The sequence below is a fragment of the Brevibacillus sp. NRRL NRS-603 genome (assembly GCF_003013445.1).
In the GTDB taxonomy this organism is placed as follows: Bacteria; Bacillota; Bacilli; order Brevibacillales; family Brevibacillaceae; genus Brevibacillus; species Brevibacillus formosus.
In genome coordinates this window covers 36,242-55,382 of sequence record NZ_PXZN01000045.1, presented here as the reverse complement: position 1 = coordinate 55,382, position 19,141 = coordinate 36,242, and the positions used below count along the sequence as shown (strand labels likewise).

Genomic DNA, 19,141 nt, shown 5'->3' with positions numbered 1-19,141 from the left:
CCCGTTACTCCGGTATCTCCAGTTGTTCCTGTTACTCCAGTCGCTCCAGCCTCTCCCGTTACTCCGGTTGCTCCTGTTGCTCCGGCTGCCCCAGTAACTCCCGTTGTTCCGGTTACTCCCGCTGTTCCAGTCTCTCCCGTTGCTCCAGTTGTTCCGGCTGCCCCAGTTGCTCCCGTTGTTCCGGTTGCTCCAGTCCCTCCCGTTGCTCCAGCGGTTCCCGTTACTCCAGTTGATCCGGTCTCTCCCGTTGTTCCGGTTGCTCCAGTTTCTCCGGTGGCTCCAGTGGCTCCAGTGGCTCCAGTGGCTCCGTTTGTTCCAGTCGCTCCGGTTGCTCCAGTCGCTCCGGTTGTTCCGGTTGCTCCTGTTGCTCCGGCTGCCCCAGTCGCTCCCGTTGTTCCGGTTGCTCCTGTTGTTCCAGTCTCTCCTGTTGCTCCAGTTGTTCCGGTTGCTCCAGTTTCTCCAGTTGCCCCAGTCGCTCCGGTCTCTCCCGTTGCTCCTGTTGTTCCAGTTGCCCCAGCCGCTCCGGTCTCTCCCGTTGCTCCAGTGACTCCGGCTGCTCCGGCTGCCCCAGTCGCTCCTGTTGCTCCTGTTGCTCCGGTCTCCCCTGTTGCTCCGGTCTCTCCGGTTGTTCCGGTTGTTCCGGTTGTTCCAGTCGCTCCGGTCTCTCCCGTTGTTCCTGTTACTCCAGTGGCTCCGGTCGTTCCGGTTGCTCCGGTTGCTCCGGTCTCTCCCGTCGCTCCGGTTGCTCCAGCCGCTCCGGTTGTTCCTGTTACTCCGGTTGCTCCAGCCGCTCCGGTCTCTCCGGTTGCTCCGGTTGCCCCAGTCGCTCCGGTCGCTCCTGTTGTTCCGGTTGCTCCGGTCTCTCCCGTTACTCCAGTGACTCCGGTTTCTCCTATTGCCCCAGTCGCTCCCGTTACTCCAGTGACTCCGGTTTCTCCTATTGCCCCAGTCGCTCCCGTTACTCCTGTTGTTCCTGTTGCTCCTGTTGCTCCAGTCTCTCCGGTCTCTCCCGTTGTTCCGGTTGTTCCGGTTGCTCCCGTTACTCCGGTGGTTCCAGTCGCCCCGGTCTCTCCCGTTGTTCCTGTTACCCCGGTTGCTCCTGTTGTTCCAGTCACTCCGGTCTCTCCAGTGGCTCCCGTTGTTCCTGTTGCTCCTGTTGCTCCAGTGGCTCCTGTTGCTCCTGTTGCTCCTGTTGCTCCAGTCTCTCCTGTTACTCCCGTTGCTCCCGCGGTTCCCGTTGCTCCAGTTGCTCCGGTCTCTCCTGTTGCCCCAGTCGCTCCCGTTACTCCGGTCGTTCCAGTCGCTCCGGTCTCTCCTGTTGTTCCTGTTGTTCCTGTTGCTCCAACCTCTCCCGTTACTCCGGTTGCTCCAGTCTCACCAGTCGCTCCCGTTGCTCCTCTCGCCCCGGTCGCTCCGCGTGGTCCCCTCGGTCCAGTTACTCCAGTTGCTCCCGTAGCCCCCGTAACACCCCTTGGTCCTCTTACTCCAGTTGCTCCGGTCGATCCAGTTGCTCCTGTAGGTCCAGTCGCCCCTGTTGGCCCTGTAATCCTCCTTACCGGATGTTTAGAAGCATCCAGCACAGCCTCCAATTTCTTTTGCAAAAGCATGTCTTGCTTTGTCGTTGCTTCGAGCATGTCCCGCACACTCTTGTTTAACTCAAGCAAATCCGCAATGGTGGCTCCTGGTCCAGATAGCCCAGGAATTGTCCCGAGTGCATACTGAATTTTTTCAGCTTCCGCATTTAAAATATGACTAAGCCCCAACTCTTCCATTGCTAAAGCAGACAACATTAAATTGAGCGCTTCATCACGCCCTATATGAATGGTCGGGGTGATATTCGGTATATTTGGAAATGACATGATTCCCCTCCTCTTTGAAAAGGATGTTTCCCCTCCCTCATGAGTTGTTACACAAGTTATCCAAGTGCATTACCAAACCGTAAACGGGTCTTAGTTTTCATCCATCCTCTTCCTCCAAAAAAGAAGCCATCCCCCTTAATCTAAAAAGGGATTCCAACAATCTGTCGTGCAGTTCTCACCAGTAACGGATGGAAAATCTCCTTCTTTAATCAACGAGGATCGATTCTATTTTTGTAGAGAATACCCGTGCGAAAATAACAACTACCCCCATACAATAAAGACAACCAAGAAGGAGTATAGCCATCTAGTGTTCTACAGAATCCAATTGCTCCAGTCCTGCAAAATAGGCTTCGTTGTACGCTACACTTGGATGTGTCGGGTAAAACAGCTTTGCCATGTCATGATGAATTTTCGCCTTTCGTTGATCCCCGATCCGATCGTAGCAGTAGCACAGCTGTATATGAGGAAGCCACGTCCATGCCGCTTCATCTACCTTCCCCATGGAATCTTGCGGCCGCTCCAATAATGTCGCTTGCCGGTACCAGTAAATGGCCTTCGGGAAATCCTGCTTCTCCACAAAAAAAGCCCCCATCCTGCAGCAAATCTCCGCACGCGGAAGGTCGATCGCGAGTGTCCTGGTCAATGATTGAATCTGTTTTTCAGGTTGCTTCAAGTGAGCGTAACACTCTGACTGCTTCTGACACGCCCATATTTCATCCTCGATCCAGCCCAAGCCTCCGTCCAAAAACAGCTGATACTGCTCAGCCGCCTCTTCGTACCTCGCATGATCGAACAATTCATTTGCAAAATAAAATTGGTCACGCGGTTCAAAAACCTCGCCTTTTTCCTTGCGCTTTACATAAATTTGCAAATTACGGTCTGTGTACGGCTTATTTTTTTGATGAGTAATGGCAATTTCACTATGCAAAATTTCCCCCGCAACGGCCAAATACTCGTGAACTGCCCCATGCCAAACAAAGTTACACTTCCTTTTGACGAGGCGATTTCTCCGCAAATAGTGAACAGGCTTCCCTCGCTCATCTACCGTTAAGTGATACAGCATCGAGACACTGTCGTAATCAAAATTGTCCAAGGCCTTCAGTGCAGCAAATCGTTCTCGATCTACCTCCAAAAGCACATCGTCCGCATCCAGCCAAAAAATGTACGTCATCTTGGCTTGCGCAAAAGCAAAGTTACGAGCTGCTGAGAAATCGTCCACCCAGGTAAAATCAAATAACCGAGCACCATAGGTCAATGCAATTTCTTTGGTCCGATCAGTCGACCCTGTATCGACAATGATGATTTCATCCACCAAATCGCAGACCGTCGACAAGCATCGACCGAGTGATTCTTCCTCATCCCGAACGATCATGCACAAGCTAACCGTGAACATGCAGATCGCCCCCTCCCCAGAAAATCATTTTCTCAACATCCTATTTCCTTCCATCCCCCTTTATGTATCCGTACTTTCATAACCATCTGCTCGCACGAATATGGTGTAACAATATGTTCTGACAACACCGAAAAGAAGGTGATCATCGAATGAGCCCGCCTCTCCTTTCACTATGCATGATTGTCAAAGACGAAGCAGACCAGATAGAAGCATGTCTGTCCAGCGTGCATATGGTGGTAGACGAGATCATTGTTGTCGATACAGGATCAACCGATGGTACACAGGATATTTGTCGGAAATACGGAGCAAAAGTTCTGGAGATTCCTTGGGAAAACAGCTTTGCGAAAGCGAGAAACGCCGGATTGCAGGTTGCCAAGGGCGAGTGGATTTTATGGCTGGATGCAGATGAAATTGTACAGGAAGAAAAACCGGGGGTGCTTCGTCAGGCTATAAGTGCCAGCAAAGGCGACGCCTTTTTTATGAAAATGATTCATTACACTGGTTTGCAAAAGGAGCAAGCTTCGCGCCACTGCGCCTACCGATCCGGGCAAATCCGCTTATTTCGCAACAAAAAAGGGTTCCGATTTGCGAGAAACATACACGAAGTGCTTCAATGGCCGACCACCGTTTCCAGGGATATCGCGGTCCCTTTGCTCCCTGTACATATCCACCATCTCGGATTTATGGACGATGCCGTTCAACGAAAGCAAAAAGCTTTGCGCAACTTGAGATTATTACGTCACGAAAGAAAAAAATCCAAACAAGACCCGTGGTGCGATTACCATCTCGCAAACGAATTTTTTCGCGCCAAACAATTAGAGCATGCATTTACACTGGTGAATCAAGCAATGAGAGGCTTTTTGACCACTAAACAGCCTCCCCCGTCTATTTGCTACAAGCTGAAATTCGATATTCTTTTCCAGCATGGCAGCATGCGCGGAGCATGGCCGGGGATTGCACGAGCTATTCAAATCTACCCCAATTACGTAGACCTTCATTTTTACAAAGGCGTTTTCCTGATGGAGCATGGTCTGTATGCCGAGGCTGTAAAAGCTTTTGAGTATTGCTTGGAGATCGGGGACAATCAATGGGAGCATTTTAGTGAGCAAGGAATGGGGAGCTTTTACGCTTTACACTTTTTGGGACGATGCATGGAGCGCATGGGCAAGACACATGAATCCCTTGTCTACGATTACACAGCGAGCTCCATACATGCTTCGCACTTCGGAAAAAAGCGGGAGGTGGTGCTATGAGTGTGAAAACAAGGGTGCTAATCGGAAGTCCAGTTTGTCAGGAACCAGATGTTCTCCGGATGTTTTTGTTTTCGCTAGAGAGGCTGTCGAGCTCAAATTTGACGTTGCACTATTTGTTCGTTGATGACAACACCGATCCGCTTTCGAGCAATATCCTTCAAAACTTTGCAGACAAACAAACGGGACAGGTTGACATTATCCCCGCTGCTGGCAACCTCCATCCTTACACATGCGATGAGAGGACCCATTACTGGAGCGAAGCACTCGTATGGAAGGTCGCTGGATTCAAAGACGAAATGATCGCCCGCGCCAAACACCAAGATTACGATGCCCTCTTCCTCATCGATTCGGATTTGCTTCTCCAGCCAGCCACTTTGGAAGTTTTGCTCGCCTCTGACAAAGAGATCATATCTGAAATCTTCTGGACGAGCTGGACACCAGATACCGTCCCCGTCCCTCAGGTGTGGCTCAAAGACGAATACACCCAATTCGAATGCGCACGCCATGAACAAATTTCCTTGGAAGAACAGTACCTGCGGAAATACGCTTTCTACGGACAACTTCGTGTCCCCGGCGTATATGAGGTAGGTGGTCTGGGAGCCTGCACCCTCATCCGCAGAAAAGCGCTGCAAGCTGGCGTCAGCTTTAGGCAAATTTCAAACCTGAGCTTCTGGGGAGAGGACCGTCATTTCTGCGTCCGGGCGCAGGCTTTGGGTTTGTCCCTTTTTGTGGATACACACCATCCCGCTTTTCATCTCTATCGGGAGAGTGACTTTGCGGAAGCGCGAACCTGGATGAAGCAAATCTATGGCTCCGCTCCTTTACGCGTGAAAACCACTCGTCCTCCTGTCGCCAACAATACGATCCCCCTTGGAAATTAACCCATTATATGGTATGCTGGCGACACGTCTATTTGGATGGAAAGGTACGGTAACTACTTATGCCAACAACTACTTTGTAATGGCCTAAAAAACTGGATAGCTTGCCCTTCGGAAAACAAACGGTTTTTCGCACAGGTGCAGTCTGCCCTTTTTTCCCATTACAAAGGAACGTAACGAAATCTGTAGGTGTATATCCTAACGGAGGTTCGCTATGGGGAATCTCCGTTTTTTTGTGTTCAAAAACAGGCCTGCCCTACAGGACATCCAAATAGCAGATGCGTTCCTTTCACTTTTTAGACGAGGTGAAGGACCATGCATACCATCGAGCATACGTGGGTATTACGTGAAAATCATAAGGATCAGCCGGTACGGAGATACTGCAGCAATTGCGGGCGAACCGTTCTCTTTTTCGATACCAACGTCCGCCGCCACAACGCCAACGGCAAAAACATCTATCGCTTCGCTATCTATAAATGCGAAAAAAATCATACGTGGAACGAAAAGCTGGCCATCTACAAAGCCTTTACAGATCATCGGGAGGTGCCAGACACGGAGTTCAGTGAAGAAATTGCCCCGCTCCCTATTCTCCCCTTGCATGAATACCAGGAAAAGGGCGTTCAGGAAGTGACGATTCGTATAGAGAGTGCAGAGGCACGCTTCCGCCTCGACAAGCTGCTGTCTGAACAGATAGAAGGCTGGAGTCGCAGCCAAATTGTCCGCAAGATCAAGGACGGGCATATTCGACTTAATAAGCAGGAGACGAAGCCAAGCGCTGTCTTGAGTGCAGCGGATATCATTCAGATTTTGATTGGGTAAAAGTATGTATGGGAAAAGTCGCAGACGGAATCTGCGGCTTTTCTTTTATTTCTTCAATACGACCGCTTTTCTCGGCTCGTCCCACTCCACTTGCAAGCCAAGTAAATCAGCCAGCTCTCTTGTTTTCGCATAAGCAGTTCCCTTGTCGTTTACATAGGAGACTTCCTGTCCGTTTACGGTCACTTTTTGCGTGGAAGGCTCCCATTCCACTGCTCCGCCCACTGCCTCCGCAATTATCCGGATGGGTACATAGGAAACATCATCGATTAGTTTTCCTGTGGAAGTAAGTGTCAGTTCAACTGCGCACTTATCCACATCAGCCTGTGGTTTTTGTGGATAAGCTGTGAGGAACCTGTGGACATCCTGTTGAAACTTTGCCCATGCGTCCTTCGCTGGCATTCCCGTATAGGTTTGGGCCGTCGTATTGACAACAAAAAAGGCTGGGCAGTTTTTCCCTGTAATGTCGTAATGACGCCACAGGCGCTCGACTCCCCAGCCACGTCGTTTCAAGATATCTGCGGTCAGTGCCACTGTTTGCTCGTACATTTTCGCAAAGCTTCCGTCTGCATTGACGCACATTTCAATCCCAATCGTGCAGTTGTTCGGGTAGTTGCTCAATTTGGTCAAGGCGGCCTGTGAATAAGTTTTCGCCCCGACGTGGTAGCCCATCTCGTCCTCGGGCAGGCAGCGAATGATTTGTTTGTCGTCCACGATGTAGTGAGCGCTAGCTACTGTCGTTGGTCTGTTGAAGTAGTTTCGGTTTGCGGCGGCATTTGCACCGCTGCGTTCGTTGGCCGTCCAGTGGATGACGACTCCTTTAGGGACGATCTTCTTTTTAGGACGGGAGTTTACGTTGGTGAGAAGCATCTCGGTGATATTCATTGTTTACTAGGACTCCTTTCGTTTGGCTCGTTCAGCCTTTGCCTTGATTTCGGCGCTGACTAATCTCTCAATGGATTTGGGCATCGGCCAGCCTGCGCGGTGGGCATTGGCGGTCAGGCTTGTCCACGTGTGGTAGATGAGGCCGAAAGTGACGCCGTAGAATAAGAAGCCCGGGGTGCCCATGACGCGGTCCAGGAGATTGGCTACGGCTGGTAGGGCCATGAGGAATAAGGTGCGCGGGATTCGGGACAGGCCGTAGTCGGAGGAGTAGGATTGGTCTTTTTTGGCGGCGGAGATGCCTGTGATCCAGTCGAGCACGATCATGAAGAAGAGGACGATGAGGATGTCTTGGCGGTTTGTGCCGTATAGATAGTGAAAGGCGGGCGACACGATGGCACCTGCTGTGGTCGCCCAGGCGTTTGCTGGGGTTGGTATGTTTTCCAAGCTTTGAATAAACTTCATCTGGTCATCCTCCTCACCCCCCTGGGGGCAAAAAATAGAGGAGCCGCGTTAGCAGCTCCCCATGTAAAAACGCCCTCTCCATTTCGGAAAAGGCGCTCTATGCGCTTTGGTGTGGTTGTGTCATGATCTGTGTTTTTTCTGGTTCAGTGATGTGCTTCTTAGTGACGGCAATGGTCAATTCTACCTCTGTCCAAGCTCCATCTTCCCAGCGCATCAGACAATAGTTGTACAGTTTGCTTGTCATCAAAATATCCTCCTTATTTCAGTAATAGCGCGTCAAGTGCATCTTGAGTAATTTTCAATTGCTCTCGTAAAGAAGCTACCGTTGCAGCATTCGCTAAGTGTCCATCAATGTCACGCATCAGTTCCTCGTACTTCTCAGCATCCGTCTTTATCCGAGGTTTGATCTCGTAAGTAAAGATTGTCCCATCATAGTATGTGTAGACCATTTCACCTTCGGATACCTCCGGCTGCGGCACATCGTCTACAATATACAAACGGTTTCCTTCTGGCTTCAAATGTTCTTCAATTTTAGCTGTGTCTGCAACAGGCAACCATGCTATTACCATGTTTGTTTCTTCCATTACATAAAGTAATTGTTTCATATTCATCCTCCTTTTATTTGATGAAATACCCTACTTCACCTGTGTATTTGTATAACGTAGTTCCAGCTATACATACAGCAGCTTCGTTATAATGTGGTTCTCCATTCGGGCCACTCACTATTTCCACAACATTTTGTTTAAATGACCAATGCTCTACATTTTTAACACTGGCATTTACAACAAGCCCATTATTTTTCAAAATAGTGTTTGGTGTACTACTTACGCCGATAGTATCGCCAATGTAGCCGTCATACAAATCACGTAAATATAGAGCAGGCCTTCCCCTGTATGCTTCTGCTGTAGACCTGCTCAAATAACGATAATTGACTAAAGACCCGCCTGTTTGGTCTACGTAAGTTTGTAAACCGTAATCCTCAGTGACTCCTGGCTCTATGACAAGGACGGAGTTACTCGTAAGGCTTGAGTAATATCTAGAAGGTACACCATAATAGCCATCAAACGTAGTGACATCACTGGCACCTGAGGTAATTCCAAAGTGTGTGCGTCTTCCTCTATTGTACTTTGTACCTGCAACTACTCCCATTTCACATGGTGCATACCAAATCGTAGATCCATATGTTGAGTCTGGATAGTCAGGGTTACTAAATACTGTGTCGTTCTCTATTACTCTCTTCAGTGATACGGTTGGCGTTGCTCCTAATTTACCCTTATCAAACGTCAGTGAAATATGAGGAAACTTTTCCGTTGTACTTTTTGTAGACCAGGTAGTCAGCCATAAATAAATGGCACTATTGTACCCAGTCACTCCAATGTAATCCCATCCACCATTGTCAATGTTTGAGTTAGTGTAAATAAGATGGATTTTGCCATTAGTCATGTCAACAACGTAAAGACGTCCCGTTCTTGTTGCTCTTTCGAAAGTTGAAAAATACACCCAGTCTACTTCCATGCTTGCCGAATCAGTAGCCATTTTGCAAGCTGTATATGACCCGGTGTATTTACCTGCGATATTTACACTACGTACAATTGCTCCCGATTGGTTCACTTCAACGAGTGTGTCATTCGCCAAGAAAACCACGATACGAAGTGTTGGATCATGAGTTCGCTTGCCTTCATCAACGATCCACATTCCACGGGCCGGAGAACCTAATGATAATAAGGGAGCGACCTCAGTCACTTGATATGTCGACACCTTTGATTTTTGAATTAATCCCCCTTTTGAATACCCCGCTTTCACTACCCCTGATCCATTATGGTATCCAGCAGGTATCGCTTGATCGGTTTCACTTGGCGTAATGGTAATGGCACCTTTGTTTGGCATGGTCCCAGTCCTCAGAGTACCATCAGAGTTGGAAAAGGTGACTCCCTGGAGTACCTGACTTTCAACTGCATTTCCTTGCCCCTTGATAATACTTTTGACACCATCTGCAAGCTGTTGAAACGTATGAGGAGAAGTTCCTGGCACCGTTCCCCCCTTGGCGGTAATGGCGGATTTAATCTGGTTTTTCCCATTACCGACAGACGTGAAAAGCTCGGCAAGTGCTCCCTCCACATTGGTAGCTGTGAAGTTGTTGGCTGCGTCTGCTATTTCGATGTTGGCTGCTGCTTTATAAAAGCTGCTTTCTTTACCGCCCAGTGTTCCTGCATCACCCGTGATGCTAAAAGCTCCTTTACCTTGGGCATCCAACCGAGGTATTTTGTTTGCTCCACTTCTAGCAACTTCTGTCTGTTTGACAAACATATCCTTTGATACGATGTTTCTACCGTCAATCGAAGTAATGATAGAACTCGCATCGGTGACAAAATACCACAGTTTGCATTTAGAATCGGCAGTCTCCTGAGAAGTTGTGTTTTTCACCACTCCATCAGAATCTAGATAAATGTATTGACCTTGTGTAGGATTAAGCTTGGTGCTACCCGCGTTTACTTCAAAGCGCACACCATTTACATAAGCCACACCAGATGTCCAATAAGCTGTTAGACCTGATTCACTTACGGTAAATTTTAATCCCGATATTACCGGACTGCCAATTACTGTTTGGGCCAAGACTTCGGTAAGTACATGAGCGTCAGCAATACCCTGCTCCATTTTATTCATCCGTGACGCCGTTACCTTTGTTCCCTGTTGTACAACTTCGCCTGTAACAGGGTCAACAATATGGTCAACCCATCCCGTCTTCTGATATGCCACCCTATACCACCTTCACTTCCAGAGAAAATTCAAAAGCGATCAACAGCCCACTGTCACCCTTTATCACTTGCATGTTTTTAATAGCTAGCGCATTACCCCCATTGTCCACTAAAACCGCCGACTGAATCTGGCCCTGTGCCTCCACATCATCTAAGTAGATATATTTGGTTACTTTGAAGCCATTTTTAATTGTTTTGTAGATCGGATAGGATCGTAGCGTACCGTCTACGTTAATCAATGCCCCTTTAATCTGATTACTTAAATCATCTCGTAACAATTCTAGTAACCGATTTTGGATGATAGCCAAGCTTTACACCTCCCCTTCTGGATACATCATGTTTGTTATTGGAAAGTTCACCGCATGAAAGCGAGTAGCCTCAGCAACCTGCACCGTTTCTCGGAAAATGCGTCCTTCCATATCGTCTTCAGGATAGAACATTCCACAGATTTGATATTCAACCTCAATAAACCGAGTTGGAGCTGAAATAAGGATATCCTCACCTCTGCTGATAACTGCCACCCTGCTACTATTGACATGCAAAGGCCGTATCCACTCAAAATCCTTGGACAACCTAACAGCATTAACTGGTTGTTCCGCTGAGAATTCGAAAACGATCTCCTTATTCGGGAAGTCCTCTGTTACTCTCTCTAGCTCTCCAGCAGCTTGCCCCATTGCTTCTAGTACAGGTAAAGTAAATGGTGACCTAGCCCAATGCTTTCTTTGAATGTTTTTACGTCGCTCTTCAATGGACTGCAATTGCTTACTGCCAAAGTAGATCCAATCCCAGACATCCAGCCCCCAAGTAGCTGACCATGGGCTAAACTGCTGTAGGATGTCCTCACGCTGCAAATCGAAAGCATCTACAACTGTCTCTGCACCTTCAAAGTGATATTCCGCCACTTCATTCTCGTACCATTGCGGCGGCAGCATCCGCCGATAGCGTTCTGGAATCATGTTGTCACCGCCATGGTTAGAGTCGATACAGAGTCAGCAGGAACCGTTAAATTCAATTCCGCGCCGTTTAAGGTGTAGCCCGTGAAATCTATTACTCCATCCACGAAAAAGAGCGCTCCGATCTGCTGGTACACAATCTGAGAACGCCCTTTTAGGTAGGTTTTGATTTGTGTAGTAATTTGGTCTTTGACCTTCTCGAATTCCGCATCTGGTTGCAAAGCAAGTTTTACAGCGATAGTCACCGGATACACTTTCGCGGGTAATACCTGCAAGTCATGCAAGGCCCTTCGTTTGTCTTCCAGTTTCGTCCGTACACTCGTTGCCAGTTCCTGCCCCGCAGGGTTGCCTATCAGGTCTGTGATATACACGTCGATAGATAGGTCATGCCGCGCCTTCTCAATAGCAACTGCTCCTCCTACCCCATCTACATTTCGCGCCCACCGCTCGTAATCTTGGCGTCTGCCGTCTCCTTCTTCTGTGCGGGCTCGATCAATGAGGCGTTGTCGGTAAGCATCGTCTGTCTCTCCCTCATTGCGAGATAAGCCGAAGAATACGCCCGTAGCATCCAGAAATTCCCCGTCTGCCCAGGGTAGAAACCGTTGGAGAAAGCCGTACTCAAATAACTGCTGCTGATCGCTGATTTCCTCTGCGATCGGATAGCCGAGGTCATAAAAGATTTCTCCCTCTTCCGTCGCTGGTGGCGTCTCTCCACGCTTTTGCGCTATCAGGGCCATCCGATTTGCCATCCGCTGATAAATCTGATCCGGGGTTTCCCTGAGAATCGGCATTTCTGGTTTGTCTAACGTTGCCATGTATTCACCTCCGTCCTAGTTGTCCCTCTCATGCCCTCAATTTCGAGCGAAAAAATGACCCCATTGTTCTCAAACCGAATGTCTACCACTTCCGCACGTTCTATCTCACTGTGAGCCTCTAGCGCCTCTTGTGCTTGCGTCTTAATTGCTGGCAATGAAATGCCCGAGCGCATCCTTCCAGCATCGTATAGAAAGTCTACGCCGTATCGTTCCGAGTAAATCTCATACCGGAAACGACGCGTATTCAGGATTTTCTTTGCTGTCTCTTCCAGGTACTCCGCATAGGTAGTCGTCCGCAAATAACGACCATCCAGCCCTTGCATGAATTGTTTTGTAGTCCAGTCGAATTTGTATGTCCATGGAATGGGATTATCTTGAGATTGAACCAGTTGTGTTTCGTCTCCGTTCAGCTCTGGAAACATCATTCCACCACCCCAAGCAGGAGGTATTGTTCGTTGTTGCAACGCAACAGAGCTACTTTTTTACCCACATCTTCCGGCAACAATCGGGCAGAACGCAGTACAGACAGCTCATACGGCTCCAAGGGTGTTGGGTCCTCGTCGAGCTTTACAGACAAGGGCGACAGCGACAAAAGCTTGCCAAACTCCCCTTGCGTATTCTCAATGCCGTCCTGCGCATGCCCGCGCAGTTTTGCGATAACCGAATGCATCTCTTACGTCCTCCTTTCCAATTGAAGATCCATTGTGTATTGTCCGCCCTGCCAGCGTGCTTGGCAGTTGGTGACGATCCAATCTGTGATGGTTTTATTGTCTTTTTCCATGATCTTGATGAGCCAGCCCGCACGTAGCCTCGCCGCATTCTCATCTTCGTGCCTGACCGAAATGGAGCGTGTCTTGGGGATTTTGGACAACTCTGCAAGCTGCTTGGCTGCCATTCCTGCTACGTTTTTGTCCTCGCCTGCGTCGATGACTTTTTGCATGCGTCCGATTTGTTTGACCAGGCTATCATTTGATTTCGTTGCACTGCTCACGACCCGATCATCTCGGTAGCGCTCTACTGTCACAACGGTGTAAACATCCTCGATACTTTCTCCCGTCGAACTGCTTGCGAGTAAACTAGCCTTGAACATCGGGATAATACTGTTTTTCCCCTCGGGCAGTACCGTCAGCTTATCGCGCTGATACTGCACGAAATAGCGGATGCCTGTCTTTTCGTAAGCTTGCTCTGTCAGCGAAGTAAAGAGAGACGTATATGATTGGGACGAGATTCTCTCTTTGACCGTAAAGCCGAACGCCGAGCAGCTAAAGTTGATACCTGCCGACTTGATAATTCGTGCAAGCTCTGTCCCTGCATCCCCGTCCAGCTTGAGTCTGGAGATTTCATTTTTTTGCAAATACCAGCCCAACTCGTATGCTGTTGCGGATAGATCGCCTGTCCGATCATCCCGGTCAAAACGAACGAGCGGGCCATGGAAAAGCTGCTGAGACTCTTTTAGCTCTGTCCCCGAAAAGAGCATCAAAAAACCCGCCGATTGCAGCGGCGGGCCTTCCTTGATTCTCACATCACAGTTTTGAGCAATTTGTCCCCTGGCCGAGGACCAGGAAAGCTCGGTAACGGCTGGGGTCAGGTCATAGCGGGTCTGTTCTTTTCCGTAAATGACTTTCATTTCGTCTGCCCTCCGTTACATTCTGTTTTCTCTTTCTAGCTTTTCGTGAATCTCTCTTTTCCTGTCTTCCAACTTTTTGCTGTCTATGCGTGGAGCCGCTTGCTGCTTCTTCGTCTTCTTTGCTACCTTCCCGCTCGTGTTCGGGCGAGCTGGCTGCTGTTTCGTAATGACCGCCCCTGGGGATAGAAGCTGTGTCTGATTGCTCCACGTAATAAATTCGTCTTTGACAAACAGCGGCAGCTCAATCGAGCCGTGAAAATCGACGTTTTTTCCTTGGAATTTTCCGTCGCATGGCCCGATGAGCACATTCCACGCCAGATCAAGCTCGTCTATAGTCAAAAGTGCTTCAGAGCCCGTTAAGCGATCCAATCCAGCAAGCCACTGTCTGGGTCCTTGATAGCCCTGTACCTCGACATAGGGAGCCGTACTGTCTCCGGGTAAGATGAAGTCAAAGGAGATGGACTTTGGACGTCTGGAAGAGATGCGGTTGCCGGACAATAATGTAATCGAAGTGGTGCTTTCGATGTCGTTGCCATAGCCGCGAAACTGGATTTCCGCAGGTGTAACCGGAAACGTCAGCCTGTATTTGCCTTGAAGGCGGATCATGTGGTTACCCCTCCCCTCGTCTCTAGTGCATCCAGCAGAGAACGTTCGATGATGTCTTTGATGCGTTGGGCAACAGACGGGTCATTAAGCATATTCAGCATGGTCGGGATATCCTGTAGTACGCCTTGAACGTGTAAAGGTATCGAAATTTGCGGAATCGTAATCGAAACTGGCTGGGGTTTTTCTTGTAAACTGCTAACTGGCGACTGATTTGGAATAGGAGGTCCCGCTTGAGGTGTTGGTTGAATAGTCGCAGACTCTGAAGAAGGCTTGTCCTGCCACCACGACTTGACTCCATCGTATAGGGCACCGCCCGCAAACGATCCTCCCATACCACCAATAAACCCGCCCACAATACCGCCGATTGCAGTACCAACGCCAGGTAAAATTGAACCAATCGCTGCTCCAGTGGCCGCTCCCGCTACAGCTCCGCCCCAGCCGCCAAGTGACTCTGCTCCAACTTTTGCTGCAGTATCCAGCTTGTTCTCTGATTCTGCAATTTCTTTAACACCTAGTAAACTTCCAAGAAGAGGTATCCTCTTGAATCCCCCTTTGAACATGCTTTTCCAGGCGCCTTTATTGGCAGCTTTCCCATTCTCTGCATGATTGCCGCCACTATCTGGTCCAGCTTGGTTACCTGCCGGAGACGTAGCTGGGGCGCTGTTCTTGCCTTTTTCTTCTGTTTTGGCTGTTTCCCGTTGGGAACCACCAATAAGAGTATCTGGTGTGTGCCCTGCTGCAGAAGCAGTTGGAGAAGCGTTTCGGCGCTTGCCGTTAGCTTTGGTCCCTTCTCTTAGTGCACCCCCAGTATCCGAACTAGGCTTATTGCCTCCTTGAGAGCTACCTGAAGCACCTTTTTTCTTAGATTTAAAAGAAGGTCTCAGTGTCGTCTTGCCATCACAACAGCAGCAGCCTTTGTTCCCACCAGCTCCCAAATTGCCTTTATTAGGGGCAAGCGATGAGTTCTCGCTAGAAGCAGCTTTCTCTTTTTTTCTGCCAAAAAAATCTCGTGTTGTGGTCAACAGACCTTTCATTGACGTAATTGTACTGGCAAGCATGACACCAAGCGTAGAAAATGCTGCAAAAGCACCGCCTACATAAACGGCAGCGAGTCTTGCCTCTGGGGACCAAGTGTTAAACCAGTTAAAGAATCCCGCAGTCACATCCGAAATCGTTACAGCTACTCCCGATAAATCACTAGCAATCTGCGTGACAGCTTCCATTGCTGCATTTTTCGCTGTATTTTGCGCTTGCATCATCTTCATGAACTCATTCTTATTGACAGCGGCATCATAAGCCAACTGCGCCTCGGATGCATTCACTTTCGAACCAGTTTCACCTGTAGCAATTTTCTTGATTTCTTCCAAGCTGGACGATAATTGCACCCCGCCACTACCTACTAAAGCCGTCATTATATCTTGTTGTTTAGTTGGATTTTTCGGATCGTTCTTCATCAAATATGTGGACATCAGTACCTTTGCCAAGGCGATGTTCTGGGCATCTTTATCTCCTGACTGAAGAACTGTAATTAACCTTTTCACTTCTTCAGACTGGAACTGGCTAGTCAATGCGCCGTTAGCGGTTAACTGTTTTAATGCCCCTTCACGCAGAATACTAAATGACTTTGTATCATTCAAAACCTTCCCCATGGCCTCAAAACTAGTCGCCATTTGTTCAGGTGTTTTGAGGAAATTGCCTTTTTGAGCATTCAGTTCCGCCATCGCCTCTACGAACTTGAGGTTGACACTCGCCCCACCATTATTGCTCATATGCTGAAGCGCATTCGCCAATTTTGTTGCATCTTGTGTTTGAGTAGATGCCCCCATCGCCGCCATCATCTTCACGGTGTCCTCTGGAGCAAATTTGGTCGTAACATTGAGCAGTGCTGCTTGCTTGGCGTATTGTGCACCATTGTCTGCATTAGCCAGCTCACCTTTGGAAATAAGATCCATTGCCTTTGAAAGGCTCATGTATGGATTGAGCGTGGTCATTTGTTTTGCAGTCTCTTCAAATTCCCTGATTTCATTTTCGGATTTCCCGCTGGCAGCATACAACGCACGCTCTCTTGCAACTAACTTCGCTTCGTCTGTTACTGACGCCATGCTAGCTCCCAAGGCTACCCCAGTAACCAAACCTCCAAGCCCGACAAGTTCCTTTTTCACTTCGCCCAGCTTGCTCATCATGTCCTTGAACTCGATTTTCGGCTTCGCCGTCACCTTGTCCAGCTTGCTTGTTTCCTCACGTAGCTTCCGTATGTCCTGCTGCATCTGGGACATACCATCGGAGAACTCTCTCGCCATCTTTTGCATCTCTTTACTGGTTTCGCCCATGGCCTTCGTGAGCTTTTCAGTCTCTTTGACCATATTGGTCATTTCCTGACGAGCTGCTTTTAATTTCGCTTTTTCAGTTGCCATTCTTTCACCCCCTGTCCTCCCCTGATGTCTCTCTCCACCTAGGAAAACCCGAAAAGAGCCGGGAGACCTACCCCCCAGCCCTTTCCTCGTCCTCTGCTTCAATCATCTGACAAGCAAAAATAAACAGCTTCTGCTTGTACAAATCGACTTCGTACTCGAGTAGATCCGACGGGCGGCCTCTGCCTTTTAGAAAAGCGCGGCAAATATGCCAGGCCTCTCCGTCAGATCGGATTAGTTTTTTGCTTCTTCAATGGCTTCTTCTTCCGTCTGGGTCGCGTTGACTTCACGGACCGCATTGAGCAGCTTGGTGTAGCCTTCCGGATTGTCGCGGAAAATTTTCTCGACGAGCTCGTACTTGGTGCCTACCTTGTACGCTTTTTTGAGCTCTTCCTGATTCCAAGGAAAATCGTGCTCGGTGGCTTTCACCAATCGCGCATCGTTGTACAAGAACCAATCCGTTTTCTCGCCTTTGTCAGCCATGCGTTCGCAATCTCGTAGCTCGGACAAATTCAGTTGGCGAACCTTCCACTCGTCACCATCGATGGTTACGGTGATTTCTCTTCGCGGAGCTTGTTCATTGGCTTTGGCCAAAAATTTCTCGAGTTTGTTTTTGTTCATTTTCAAGCACTCTCCTATTCGGTGTAGATTGGCAATTCATCGAGGTAATCCGGCTTTTCGATGGACATCCCTTTCAGGTCATATGTCGCGTGGTCGTTGCCGTCTGCTTTGGCTTCCCACAGCGTAATTTCTTCTGGATTCAGTACGATATTGGAAATGCGGACGCGCTCGGAGTTGCCCGCTTCCTTGTCCAGCGTCTCGCCGATCAGGAATGGGAGGACTGGGGTCTTGCCTTGCGTCAATTGCTCGACGCAGTAGTATTTCAGCGCAGCGTTGGTTGCGGTAATTTTCAATGTCACTTCTACATGCCAGTCGTTGACGGTCTGGATTTTTCCTTTTTGCAGGCGATTCGTGTCGCCGTACTCTACCTTGAGCACCATTTTTCCTTCCAAGGTACCGAAGATCGGGTCTCCGTTTTCATCGTAAATTTGGCAGTTCTTCAATTTAATATCACGTGCAATAGCCAATTACAGCACCTCCCAGTCAATGTCAAAGTATTCGATGGCATCAAGCGGCTTCGCAGACAAGAGGAAGCCACGGCGATCCCCCATGCCGTTCTTTTTATCCGTAAATGTCCAGCCCGTATCAATCGCGCCCTGCTGCTCGCGGACGGTCATGTACGCATTGACGGCAGAGACAAACACCGCGCCGCCCAAATCGTTGTTGGCGAGCTTGCCTTTGTATTTCTTGCCGACTTGGCTGATGTCGTTGACGATCTGATCCAGCGTCATGCTCACACGGATTTTTCCGTAGTCCTCGCGCTCATGCGTACCCAGAACAGCCAGCGTATTGACGGCGCTCTCGATGATGTACACATCTCCGTCGCGGGTTGCGATCAGCGTACCGGAGCCGAGCGCACTCAAAATATCAGTGTGGCCCCAATCCTTGAGCGCTTTTTTCAATGGAACAACGACGGCCGTCAGCGATTCATGCGCAGGTGTCGCGGCGATCATACCCGCTACCCATGCGGCCCACTCCAGGCTGCCGTATACTTTTCCGTTGTTGTGCTGACCAGCGATAGCACTGTTCACGACAAAACGGGCATTTTGCGCCACTGAGCGCTCGATGTGCTTCGCCATGTTCTCGTCGTCCGCCGCTTTGCCGCCAATTACCAGCGTGCTAAGCTTCTTGTTTTGTGTGCGACGATCGCTCATGAATTGCTTCGCTGCCGCTTGTACAGCCGCATCGTCAAAAGGCAGATACATCGTGTCAAAATCAGCACCGGACACGGCCATGAACAGCTTAGTCGAGTCGGCTGGGGTAAGCGCTACTGTGCCGCTTTTTGCTCCTGTCAGCGCTGTTTCTGGCACGATTGTAACGGCAGTCTCACCCAGCTTTTTCACACGCACATAGCTGGATTGGCTCGTTTTCGCTGTCAGCTCATTCGCATCCGCAAACGAAAACTTCTCGGTTTGCAGCGGGCCTGTTACCTGGAGTTCCTTCTTGCCTGGCTCGGACGTCGAGGCTGTGATCGCAACCTTTAGCTCGTTACCTACCAAACCTGGATACAGAGCCTCGACTCTGATTGCATCGGCTTGCTCGTACGCTGCTTTTGTCGCTGTGCCATTCGTCATGCGATACGCGAGAATCGTCGCGCCGCCTTCTGCTGCCAGCTCCACGGTATCTACCTTGCCAAACGTGTGGGCCATTCGCTCCTCAAAGCTCCCCAGCTTGACGAGCTCATCTGGCGCGCCCCACTCTGCTTGATACGGCACCAGTACGACACCGTTTTTCGGCACTACACGTTCTTTTGCTTTTGCGATCAGTTCGACCGTTACACCCGGACGTTCACGTTGAATGGTCATG

The 19,141-nt window shown here is 49.3% G+C and carries 21 protein-coding genes; 3 read left to right on the top strand and 18 right to left on the bottom strand.

The genetic code is table 11. The annotated features are described in order from the left end of the window. Together C7R94_RS25450 and C7R94_RS25445 are read right to left on the bottom strand one after the other, a co-directional pair. Positions 1–1,859 (bottom strand): alpha-helical endospore appendage domain-containing protein (locus C7R94_RS25450; protein WP_106785466.1); only part of this gene is annotated, 1,859 nt, incomplete at its 3' end. A 304-nt stretch (positions 1,860–2,163) separates the two neighbouring features. Further along, positions 2,164–3,252, bottom strand: a complete 1,089-nt coding sequence (locus tag C7R94_RS25445; protein WP_106785465.1) for a glycosyltransferase family 2 protein — start codon at positions 3,250–3,252, stop codon at positions 2,164–2,166. A 149-nt stretch (positions 3,253–3,401) separates the two neighbouring features. On the opposite strand from C7R94_RS25445, the gene C7R94_RS25440 reads away from it, so the two are divergent. From C7R94_RS25440 to C7R94_RS25430, 3 genes are all read left to right on the top strand, one after another. Continuing rightward, the gene (locus tag C7R94_RS25440) at positions 3,402–4,505 is read left to right on the top strand and encodes a glycosyltransferase family 2 protein (RefSeq protein WP_106785464.1); all 1,104 of its coding nucleotides are present in this window, start codon (positions 3,402–3,404) and stop codon (positions 4,503–4,505) included. Continuing rightward, the gene (locus C7R94_RS25435; protein WP_106785463.1) at positions 4,502–5,386 is read left to right on the top strand and encodes a glycosyltransferase family 2 protein; all 885 of its coding nucleotides are present in this window, start codon (positions 4,502–4,504) and stop codon (positions 5,384–5,386) included. The genes C7R94_RS25440 and C7R94_RS25435 overlap by 4 nt, the downstream gene beginning before the upstream one ends. A 312-nt stretch (positions 5,387–5,698) precedes the next feature. Continuing rightward, entirely contained in the window at positions 5,699–6,202 is a 504-nt protein-coding gene (locus tag C7R94_RS25430) for a S4 domain-containing protein (RefSeq protein WP_106785462.1), read from the top strand. 45 nt (positions 6,203–6,247) lie between these two features. On the opposite strand, the gene C7R94_RS25425 is transcribed toward C7R94_RS25430, so the two are convergent. The 16 genes from C7R94_RS25425 to C7R94_RS25355 all read right to left on the bottom strand — a co-directional run bounded on the left by C7R94_RS25425 (position 6,248) and on the right by C7R94_RS25355 (position 19,140). Next, positions 6,248–7,084, bottom strand: a complete 837-nt coding sequence (locus C7R94_RS25425; protein WP_106785461.1) for an N-acetylmuramoyl-L-alanine amidase — start codon at positions 7,082–7,084, stop codon at positions 6,248–6,250. A 6-nt stretch (positions 7,085–7,090) separates the two neighbouring features. After that, the gene (locus C7R94_RS25420) at positions 7,091–7,546 is read right to left on the bottom strand and encodes a phage holin family protein (RefSeq protein ID WP_106785460.1); all 456 of its coding nucleotides are present in this window, start codon (positions 7,544–7,546) and stop codon (positions 7,091–7,093) included. A 97-nt stretch (positions 7,547–7,643) separates the two neighbouring features. Next, positions 7,644–7,790, bottom strand: a complete 147-nt coding sequence (locus tag C7R94_RS30115) for a hypothetical protein (RefSeq protein WP_158264709.1) — start codon at positions 7,788–7,790, stop codon at positions 7,644–7,646. Between the two features lie 13 nt (positions 7,791–7,803). Beyond that, entirely contained in the window at positions 7,804–8,151 is a 348-nt protein-coding gene (locus C7R94_RS25415; protein ID WP_106785459.1) for a hypothetical protein, read from the bottom strand. 13 nt (positions 8,152–8,164) lie between these two features. After that, positions 8,165–10,303: a hypothetical protein gene (locus C7R94_RS25410; RefSeq protein ID WP_106785458.1), complete on the bottom strand. Its 2,139-nt coding sequence runs from the start codon at positions 10,301–10,303 to the stop codon at positions 8,165–8,167. A 1-nt stretch (position 10,304) separates the two neighbouring features. Next, entirely contained in the window at positions 10,305–10,610 is a 306-nt protein-coding gene (locus C7R94_RS25405) for a hypothetical protein (protein WP_106785457.1), read from the bottom strand. A 3-nt stretch (positions 10,611–10,613) separates the two neighbouring features. Next, positions 10,614–11,258 carry a DUF2313 domain-containing protein gene (locus C7R94_RS25400; RefSeq protein WP_106785456.1) on the bottom strand — a complete coding sequence of 215 codons (645 nt, stop codon included), beginning with the start codon at positions 11,256–11,258 and terminating at the stop codon, positions 10,614–10,616. After that, entirely contained in the window at positions 11,255–12,070 is an 816-nt protein-coding gene (locus C7R94_RS25395) for a baseplate J/gp47 family protein (protein ID WP_106785455.1), read from the bottom strand. The genes C7R94_RS25400 and C7R94_RS25395 overlap by 4 nt, the downstream gene beginning before the upstream one ends. Beyond that, positions 12,058–12,492: a DUF2634 domain-containing protein gene (locus tag C7R94_RS25390; RefSeq protein WP_106785454.1), complete on the bottom strand. Its 435-nt coding sequence runs from the start codon at positions 12,490–12,492 to the stop codon at positions 12,058–12,060. Before C7R94_RS25390 ends, C7R94_RS25395 begins: the two co-directional genes overlap by 13 nt. Further along, positions 12,492–12,740 carry a hypothetical protein gene (locus C7R94_RS25385; RefSeq protein WP_106785453.1) on the bottom strand — a complete coding sequence of 83 codons (249 nt, stop codon included), beginning with the start codon at positions 12,738–12,740 and terminating at the stop codon, positions 12,492–12,494. Before C7R94_RS25385 ends, C7R94_RS25390 begins: the two co-directional genes overlap by 1 nt. A 3-nt stretch (positions 12,741–12,743) precedes the next feature. Then, positions 12,744–13,697 (bottom strand): XkdQ/YqbQ family protein, encoded by a 954-nt coding sequence (locus tag C7R94_RS25380; RefSeq protein WP_106785452.1) that lies wholly within the window; start codon positions 13,695–13,697, stop codon positions 12,744–12,746. Positions 13,698–13,712: 15 nt separating this feature from the next. Further along, a complete protein-coding gene (locus tag C7R94_RS25375; RefSeq protein WP_047069576.1) occupies positions 13,713–14,303 on the bottom strand; it encodes a hypothetical protein in 591 nt (196 codons plus the stop codon). Beyond that, positions 14,300–16,717 carry a phage tail tape measure protein gene (locus C7R94_RS25370; protein ID WP_106785451.1) on the bottom strand — a complete coding sequence of 806 codons (2,418 nt, stop codon included), beginning with the start codon at positions 16,715–16,717 and terminating at the stop codon, positions 14,300–14,302. The genes C7R94_RS25375 and C7R94_RS25370 overlap by 4 nt, the downstream gene beginning before the upstream one ends. Positions 16,718–16,948: 231 nt before the next feature. After that, complete coding sequence (locus C7R94_RS25365; RefSeq protein WP_106785450.1) at positions 16,949–17,335, bottom strand: phage tail assembly chaperone; 387 nt, start codon at positions 17,333–17,335, stop codon at positions 16,949–16,951. A 14-nt stretch (positions 17,336–17,349) separates the two neighbouring features. Beyond that, positions 17,350–17,802, bottom strand: coding sequence for a hypothetical protein (locus C7R94_RS25360; RefSeq protein ID WP_106785449.1), 453 nt, complete (start codon positions 17,800–17,802; stop codon positions 17,350–17,352). Next, the gene (locus tag C7R94_RS25355) at positions 17,803–19,140 is read right to left on the bottom strand and encodes a phage tail sheath subtilisin-like domain-containing protein (RefSeq protein WP_106785448.1); all 1,338 of its coding nucleotides are present in this window, start codon (positions 19,138–19,140) and stop codon (positions 17,803–17,805) included. Position 19,141 lies beyond the last annotated feature (1 nt).

What these genes read in the sequence shown, in the direction of transcription:
- C7R94_RS25370 (WP_106785451.1), bottom strand. Translation starts at nt 16,717, where the DNA reads ATGGCAACTGAAAAAGCGAAATTAAAAGCAGCTCGTCAGGAAATGACC.
- C7R94_RS25415 (WP_106785459.1), bottom strand. Translation starts at nt 8,151, where the DNA reads ATGAAACAATTACTTTATGTAATGGAAGAAACAAACATGGTAATAGCA.
- C7R94_RS25375 (WP_047069576.1), bottom strand. Translation starts at nt 14,303, where the DNA reads ATGATCCGCCTTCAAGGCAAATACAGGCTGACGTTTCCGGTTACACCT.
- C7R94_RS25365 (WP_106785450.1), bottom strand. Translation starts at nt 17,335, where the DNA reads ATGAACAAAAACAAACTCGAGAAATTTTTGGCCAAAGCCAATGAACAA.
- C7R94_RS25380 (WP_106785452.1), bottom strand. Translation starts at nt 13,697, where the DNA reads ATGAAAGTCATTTACGGAAAAGAACAGACCCGCTATGACCTGACCCCA.
- C7R94_RS25425 (WP_106785461.1), bottom strand. Translation starts at nt 7,084, where the DNA reads ATGAATATCACCGAGATGCTTCTCACCAACGTAAACTCCCGTCCTAAA.
- C7R94_RS25385 (WP_106785453.1), bottom strand. Translation starts at nt 12,740, where the DNA reads ATGCATTCGGTTATCGCAAAACTGCGCGGGCATGCGCAGGACGGCATT.
- C7R94_RS25440 (WP_106785464.1), top strand. Translation starts at nt 3,402, where the DNA reads ATGAGCCCGCCTCTCCTTTCACTATGCATGATTGTCAAAGACGAAGCA.
- C7R94_RS25390 (WP_106785454.1), bottom strand. Translation starts at nt 12,492, where the DNA reads ATGTTTCCAGAGCTGAACGGAGACGAAACACAACTGGTTCAATCTCAA.
- C7R94_RS25420 (WP_106785460.1), bottom strand. Translation starts at nt 7,546, where the DNA reads ATGAAGTTTATTCAAAGCTTGGAAAACATACCAACCCCAGCAAACGCC.
- C7R94_RS25400 (WP_106785456.1), bottom strand. Translation starts at nt 11,258, where the DNA reads ATGATTCCAGAACGCTATCGGCGGATGCTGCCGCCGCAATGGTACGAG.
- C7R94_RS30115 (WP_158264709.1), bottom strand. Translation starts at nt 7,790, where the DNA reads ATGACAAGCAAACTGTACAACTATTGTCTGATGCGCTGGGAAGATGGA.
- C7R94_RS25355 (WP_106785448.1), bottom strand. Translation starts at nt 19,140, where the DNA reads ATGACCATTCAACGTGAACGTCCGGGTGTAACGGTCGAACTGATCGCA.
- C7R94_RS25445 (WP_106785465.1), bottom strand. Translation starts at nt 3,252, where the DNA reads ATGTTCACGGTTAGCTTGTGCATGATCGTTCGGGATGAGGAAGAATCA.
- C7R94_RS25435 (WP_106785463.1), top strand. Translation starts at nt 4,502, where the DNA reads ATGAGTGTGAAAACAAGGGTGCTAATCGGAAGTCCAGTTTGTCAGGAA.
- C7R94_RS25395 (WP_106785455.1), bottom strand. Translation starts at nt 12,070, where the DNA reads ATGGCAACGTTAGACAAACCAGAAATGCCGATTCTCAGGGAAACCCCG.
- C7R94_RS25430 (WP_106785462.1), top strand. Translation starts at nt 5,699, where the DNA reads ATGCATACCATCGAGCATACGTGGGTATTACGTGAAAATCATAAGGAT.